Annotated in this window: 5 protein-coding genes and 1 pseudogene; 5 read left to right on the forward strand and 1 reads right to left on the reverse strand. The window is 64.1% G+C overall.

The genetic code is table 11. From position 1 onward, the window contains the following. The first annotated feature begins 137 nt into the window (after nucleotides 1-137). From KLP40_RS21565 to KLP40_RS16655, 5 genes are all read left to right on the forward strand, one after another. On the forward strand, nucleotides 138-1,463 hold the full coding sequence (locus KLP40_RS21565; RefSeq protein WP_215594954.1) for a tetratricopeptide repeat protein: 1,326 nt from the start codon (nucleotides 138-140) through the stop codon (nucleotides 1,461-1,463). A 136-nt stretch (nucleotides 1,464-1,599) separates the two neighbouring features. Continuing rightward, on the forward strand, nucleotides 1,600-2,262 hold the full coding sequence (locus KLP40_RS16640; protein ID WP_246558944.1) for a HupE/UreJ family protein: 663 nt from the start codon (nucleotides 1,600-1,602) through the stop codon (nucleotides 2,260-2,262). A gap of 168 nt (nucleotides 2,263-2,430) precedes the next feature. Continuing rightward, nucleotides 2,431-2,817 carry a hypothetical protein gene (locus KLP40_RS16645; RefSeq protein WP_215594955.1) on the forward strand — a complete coding sequence of 129 codons (387 nt, stop codon included), beginning with the start codon at nucleotides 2,431-2,433 and terminating at the stop codon, nucleotides 2,815-2,817. 134 nt (nucleotides 2,818-2,951) lie between these two features. Beyond that, nucleotides 2,952-5,240 (forward strand): TonB-dependent receptor, encoded by a 2,289-nt coding sequence (locus tag KLP40_RS16650; protein ID WP_215594956.1) that lies wholly within the window; start codon nucleotides 2,952-2,954, stop codon nucleotides 5,238-5,240. 489 nt (nucleotides 5,241-5,729) lie between these two features. After that, entirely contained in the window at nucleotides 5,730-6,593 is an 864-nt protein-coding gene (locus tag KLP40_RS16655) for a murein L,D-transpeptidase catalytic domain family protein (protein WP_215594957.1), read from the forward strand. A gap of 205 nt (nucleotides 6,594-6,798) precedes the next feature. On the opposite strand, the pseudogene KLP40_RS21715 reads toward KLP40_RS16655, so the two are convergent. After that, nucleotides 6,799-6,919: pseudogene (locus KLP40_RS21715) on the reverse strand (IS701 family transposase); the annotation flags it as partial.

The following is a 6,919-nucleotide window of genomic DNA, read 5'->3' on the forward strand; positions in this document are numbered from 1 at the left end:
CATGATGAGTTGGCCGGCTGACGACGGGTGGATAGCCGGACCCTGGGTGAGTTCGGCTATCTTGTCAATGGCGACGAAGGGAGCCGGCCGCGTGCCGGTTCCCTTCCCTGCTCCCTGCCCTTTCCTAAGCTGACTACGTGAGAAAATACCTCTACCCGCTGCTGATTGCGCTGTTTGTAGCCGCCGGCGCTGTTATTTTCCTGACCCAGAAGCCCGAGCCCGTACCTACCCTCAAGGACCGCCACGGCGACCTGGCGGCGGGCGGGGAATGGCTCAACACCAAAGCCGCCATTCAGGGGCTGCTGGCCAGGCTGCGCGCCCGGCCCGACGATGTGAAAGCCAAAGTGCTGCTGGCTGAAGCCTATATGCAGGAGGCCCGCGTTACGGGCGACCATCCGTACTACGATACGGCCGCCATGCAGCTACTGGATGAGGCCCTGCGCCAGGAGCCCGAAAACTTCGAGGCCCTGTGCTGCAAGGCTTCCCTGAGCCTGACCCAGCACCATTTCTCGGAAGGACTGGCCGTGGCCGAAAAAGCCGTGGTTCTGAACCCGCATAATGCCTTCGTGTACGGGTTGCTCTGCGACGCCAACGTGGAACTGGGCCGCTACCCCGAAGCCGTACGCATGGCCGACAAGATGAATCAGGTGCGCCCCGATCTGCGCTCCTACTCGCGCGTATCCTACCTGCGCGAAATCCACGGGGATTTGCCCGGGGCCATTGAGGCCATGCAGATGGCCGTGCAGGCCGGCTACGCCGGACTGGAACAAACCGAGTGGGCCCGCGTGACACTGGGCCACCTCTACGAAACCACCGGCGACCTGCCCCAAGCGGAGAAAGCCTACCGCATGGCCCTGGCTGCCCGTCCGCACTACGCTTATGCCCTGGCCGGGCTGGGCCGCGTGGAACAGGCCCGCCAGAATTATCCGGCGGCCATCGAGTACCTGAAACAGGCGCGCAGCACGGTGAAGGACTACGCCTTCGCCGACGAGCTGACCGACCTCTATGCCCGGAACCGGCAGCCTGCCGAAGCCCGCGCCATGGCCCGCGAAGCCATTGCCATGCTGGCTGATGCCGCGAATGAAGCTGACGAAAACGAGGCCATGGGCCACTACGCCGACCGGGAGCTGGCCTACGCTTACCTGAAAACCGGGGAGCCGGACAAAGCCCTGCGCCACGCTAAAATTGAATACGACCGGCGCCCGGACAACATCGACGTGAATGAAACCATGGCCTGGGTTCATTACAAACGCGGTGAATATGCCGCCGCCGCTACTTATATGCAGGCCGCCCGCCGCACCAACTCCCGTACCCCCACGCTGCTGTGCCGGGCCGGCCTGATTGCCTCCAAAAACGGCCGCACCACCGAAGGCCAGGCCCTGATCAAGCAGGCCCTGACTACCAACCCCTACCTCACCCTCGACCTCGCCGACGAGGGCCGCCAGCTGCTGGCCGCGCGGTAATAGTTGTTATCTGTCATCCTGAGCTTGCGAAGGACCTTATCACACCTGAGTCACCGCAGAACGATTATTATTCCAGTGTGATGAGGTCCTTCGCACGCTTAGGATAATAGCAGGTTGAGTTCAACCCCCCTTTCTGATGCCTTCCGTGCGCCTCATTCGGTACCTACTGCCCGCCGCCCTGCTGCTACTGCCGGGGCTGGCCGCGGCGCACGTGCTGGATGCCGACCTGAGCAAGCTTTCCCGCACCGACGTCTTCTTCACCTACCTCCGGCTCGGCTACACCCACATCCTGCCCCTGGGCATCGACCACGTGTTGTTCGTGCTGAGTTTGTACCTGCTGGAGCCGCGCCTGAAACCGGTATTGTGGCAGGCTACGGCTTTCACGGTGGCGCATTCCATCACGCTGGGGCTGGCCATGTACGGAATGGTGTCGCCGCCGGCCAGTCTGGTAGAGCCGCTCATTGCGCTGTCTATTCTGTTCGTGGCCATCGAGAATATTGTGGTGGAGCAACTGAATCCGTGGCGCATTGTGGTGGTGTTCGGGTTCGGGCTGCTGCACGGCTTAGGGTTTGCGGGGGCGCTAACCGGCCTGGGGCTGCCGCAGGCTATGTTTGTGGAGTCGTTGGTGGCTTTCAACGTGGGCGTGGAGCTGGGGCAGATATCGGTTATTCTGCTGGCCTGGCTGCTGATTGGCCGCTGGACCGCCAACAAACCCTGGTACAAGCGCCGGGTGCTGGTGCCCGCCTCCGTCGCCATCGGCCTCATGGCCGCCTACTGGACGATTGAGCGACTGAGTTAGTTTTTAGTTGTCAGTTATCGGTTGTCAGTTGCCAGACCTTCAGTATTCAGCTTCTATGTGTTCTGTTGTAGGCTCTATCAACTCTTTCCAGAAACTCATACCCGGCAACCGAAAACTGACAACCAGCAACCGACAACTAACAACTGACAACTAACAACCAATAACCCCATGCTCCGCCACTGCCTCATCCTGCTGCTGTTGCTGCCCTACCTGCTGGGGTTGGGCGCGGGCCTGGTGGGGCGGCCGGAGCCGGTGGGGCCAACGGCTGCGCACCCCTACATGCACAGCGCCGAGTGTCAGCACCAGAACTACCTGCGCCTCGACTGCTTTGATACCTGCAACGGCGACCAGCAGGCGGTGCAGGCGCAGCATAAGGCCGAAAAATCGGCTCAGTTGCTGGCGGCCGGCAAGGGCATCGACCTGCATTGCCTGCTGGAAACGCCGTGCATTGGCCGCGTGCGGATTACCACTATTTGCGCCTACCAGCGCCCGGCTGAGCCTGGGCTGCTGACTGGCATTGCGGCCGGAATCGACCAGCCACCCCGGCAGGGATAAGTGACCGGGCCACCCGGAAAACGGGCGGCCCGCCAGCCTGGTGCCCTGCGCCCCGGCTTCCTCTTATCCTTTTGACTTGGCGTTTCGCCCCGGCCGGCCATAGGCCGACGGGGGGCGCGCCGTATGCTGGCTGTATGCGCCTCTACTTTTATGGAATTTTATCCGTCGGCCTGGGGCTGGCGGCTTCGTTGTGCGCGCAGAATGTCCAGGCGCAGAATACCGCTACCCTGCGCGGCACCGTGGCCGATTCGGCTTCCGGCCGGCCGCTGCACGGGGTGAGTGTGCAGGTGCTGGGCCGCCCCGGGGGCACCACGGCCGATGAATTTGGGACGTTTCGGCTGGGCGGGCTACCGGCGGGCACCTACACCGTGCAGGCCAGTGGCCTGGGCTTCGCGCCCCGCACCCACACCCTGACGCTGGCGGCCGGCGCAACCGGCACCATGACGCTGCGGCTGCCGACCACTTCCCTCACGCTGGCCGAAGTAACGGTGGCCCAGCCCCGCGACCCAAACCAGAGTCTGGCCGCCATTTCCAACATCGATAAGCTGCTGCGGCCCGTCAATTCGGCCCAGGACCTGCTGCCGCTGGTGCCGGGCCTCGTTATTGCCCAGCACGCGGGCGGGGGCAAGGCCGAGCAGATTTTCATCCGGGGCTTCGATGTGGACCACGGCACCGACTTCAGCGTGAGCATTGATGGGCTGCCGGTGAACATGGTCAGCCACGCCCACGGCCAGGGCTACGCTGATTTTCACTTCGTGATTCCCGAAACCGTGGACCAGTTGCGGGTGTACAAAGGGCCCTATACGGCCCGGTTCGGGGATTTTGCCACGGCCGGAGCCGGCGAGTTCACCACCAAAACCCGCCTCGACCAAAGCCAGGTGAAAGTGGAGCTGGGCCAGTTTGATACCCGCCGGGCCGTGGCTCTGGTGAACCTGCTGCCCCTGAACGGCCACCTGCTGGGCAAGGGTCCCGAAAATGCCTACGTGGCCGCCGAGTACAACTTCACCAACTCCTACTTCGACGCCAAGCAGCATTTCAACCGGTTCAACGGGCTGGCCAAGTACACCGGTCAGCTCTCCGACCGCACCTCGCTGATGCTGCTGGCTTCCCGGTTCAGCTCCCGCTGGGATGCCTCGGGCCAGGTGCCGGAACGAGCCATCCGGGAGGGGCTGATTTCGCGCTTCGGCAGCATCGACCCCACCGAGGGCGGCTCCACCGGCCGCACCAACGCCTCGGCGGTACTTACCACCGAGCTGCCCCACGCGGCCGTGCTGCGCCAGCAGGTGTACTATTCCCGCTACGATTTCAACCTGTACTCCAACTTCACCTTCTTCCTGAACAACCCGGTAGACGGGGACCAGATCCGGCAGACCGACGGCCGCAACATTTGGGGCTACACCGGCACCTACGAGCGGGATTTCCAGCTCGGCAGCCGCAGCCTGCGCACCACCGCCGGCCTGGGTACCCGCCTCGACGACATTGATCTGGCCCTGCGCAACTCGGTCCGGCGCGTGGTAACTGACACCATCGTAACCGGCCGGGTGTACGAACAGAACCTGAACGGCTACCTCGACGCCACGCTCAGCCTCACCGACCGGCTCACGCTCAACGCCGCCCTGCGGGCCGATTATTTCCGCTTCCGGTTCCGCGAGGACCGGGTCGATTCGCTGTCGGGCCGGGCCGGGAAGGCGCGGGTAAGCCCCAAGCTGAACCTGTATTACGACGTGACGCCGGCCGTGCAGCTGTTTGTGCGCTCGGGGTTCGGGTTTCACTCCAACGATGCCCGGGCCGTGGTAACCAATCCGGCCGGCAACGTGCTGCCCCGCGCCATTGGCTACGAGGCCGGCAGCACGTTCAAGCCCGTGCCCACGCTGGTGGTGAATACGGCGTTGTGGGCCCTGCACCTGCAGGATGAGCTGGTGTACGTGGGCGACGAAGGCGTGGTGGAAAGCGCCGGCCGCACCCGCCGCTATGGCCTCGATGTGGCCGCCCGCTACCAATTCACCCGCAGCCTGTTTGCTGATGTGGACCTGAATTTCAACCAGGGCCGCCTGGTGGGTGAGCCCCGCGCGGCCAACCGGATTCCGCTGGCCCCCACGTTTACCAGCGTGGGCGGCCTCACGCTGCGCCGCCCCGGCGGCCTGAGCGCCAGCCTGCGCTACCGCCACATCAACTCCCGCCCCGCCAACGAGGACAACTCGGTGCGGGCCCGGGGCTACTTCCTGCTGGATGCCGTGGCCACCTACACCCGGCGTCATTTCCAGGTAGGAGCCAGCGTGGAAAACCTGCTGAACGTGGACTGGAACCAGGCTCAGTTTGATACTACTACCCGCCTGCGCAACGAGGCCGCGCCGGTGCAGGAGCTGCACTTCACGCCCGGCACGCCGTTTTTCGCCAAGCTCAACGCCAGCGTGCTGTTTTAGCGGCCCCTTTCCGGCGGCTGCAAGCCGTCGGGCCGGTCGTCGTACCCTGACGTTGGTACGGCGTCGTTCGGGTAATCCTGGCAACAACCGGCCCGACGGCTTGCAGCCGCCGGGCCGGACCTAGTCGCTCATTTTTTCTCCATCCCTACGCTTCTTCCCCATGTCAGTTTTCTCAAATTCTGCTCTGCCCGCTGGTCTGATTTCCGCGTCGCTGAACCTGCCAACTTCATCGGTACCTGTTGGGCCGCCGCCAGTGCCGCTGCCCACCCGGCGGCGGCTGGCGGAGCAGCAGGCCGCGGCGCGCTGCCGGAGTCACGCCCGTTCCGCGCCGTATTATTCCGGCAAGCGTTGGTAACGCAAAAGCCTCTTTCCGTAGCAGGAAAGAGGCTTTTCGCTTAGTTAAGTAGTGCGCCGACCGTCGTGCCAGGCCTGCTGGCTTGGATGCAGCTTACCGAATGCGGATTTTCGGGCAGTATTTACCCCGATGCCATGCTTTCTACCGCTACGTTCTGCTCCCGTTTTGGCCGTTGGCAGTCAGCCGCCCTGCTGCTGGCGGCGGTAGCGCTGGCCGGCTGCCAATCCTCGGCCGGCGAACCGGCGGCCGTCCGGGCTGCCGTCGCCGCCGTTCCGGCTCCCGATTCTGTGGCCGCGCCCGTCGTGCCCGCTCTGCCCGATTCCCTGCGCCTGACGCCCCTGGAGCCCCTGGCCGCCGTGCCCGATTCATTGCGCCAGGCCGTGCGGCAGCTGCGCGCCAGCCTGGGCCCCGAGGCGGAAATGCTGCGCCCGGAAGTGCTGGAGCGGGCCTGCGTGGGCTACCTGACGCTGCGCCAGGCCGGCAAAATCAGCCAGCCGGGCATTCTGGCCGTGGCCGATATGGACTTGCCTTCCTCCGAGCAGCGGCTATGGGTGCTGGATTTACGCAAGGCTGAGGTGCTGCACCGCAGCCACGTAGCGCACGGCCGCGGTTCGGGTCACCTGCGCGCCCGGCGCTTCTCCAACGTCATGAAATCGGCCTGCACCGCCTTGGGCTTCTACCGCACTCAGGACACCTACGGCGGCAAGCACGGCCTCTCGCGCCGCCTGCGCGGCCTCGACGCGGGCCAGAACGACAACGCCCTGCGCCGCTACGTGGTCCTGCACGCCGCCGACTACGTAAGCCGGCAGCACCTGCAGCGCCACGGCCAGGCCGGCAACAGCCGCGGCTGCCCCGCTTTGCCCCCGGATCAGTACCGCGCCATTATCCGCACAGTGGGGGAGGGTGGCTGCCTTTATCTCAGCGGCCCTGGCCTGGAATCGAAATGGCTGGATGGCCCCGCCGCCGCCCGGCAGCTGGCGGCGCGGGGGTGGCGGTAGGTGGGAAGTTGTGCTTTCTTACAAGTTGACAGCAGGTGATTTCAGTATGTGAAGCGGTATGCGCACCATAATTCAAGCTGCATTGGGAATCTTGATGGTAGTAGGATTCTTAGTTCTGTCTATCTATACAAGTAGGCAAAGAGCTGATTTATTGAATGATGGGATATGTGTCAGCGGTGTTGTTAAAGATTCATATTACTAGGACTTACGCAAACCGGAGTGTGGGCTGAGCCAGCTCGCGGCGCAGGTAGTCGTCGAGCAGTCCTTGCTTGAGTTGGTAGACGGTGGTGTTGGCCTGGTAGGCCAGGTGCTTGAGGCGGGCCCAG

The sequence above is a fragment of the Hymenobacter piscis genome (genome assembly GCF_018760735.1).
GTDB classification, from domain to species: Bacteria; Bacteroidota; Bacteroidia; order Cytophagales; family Hymenobacteraceae; genus Hymenobacter; species Hymenobacter piscis.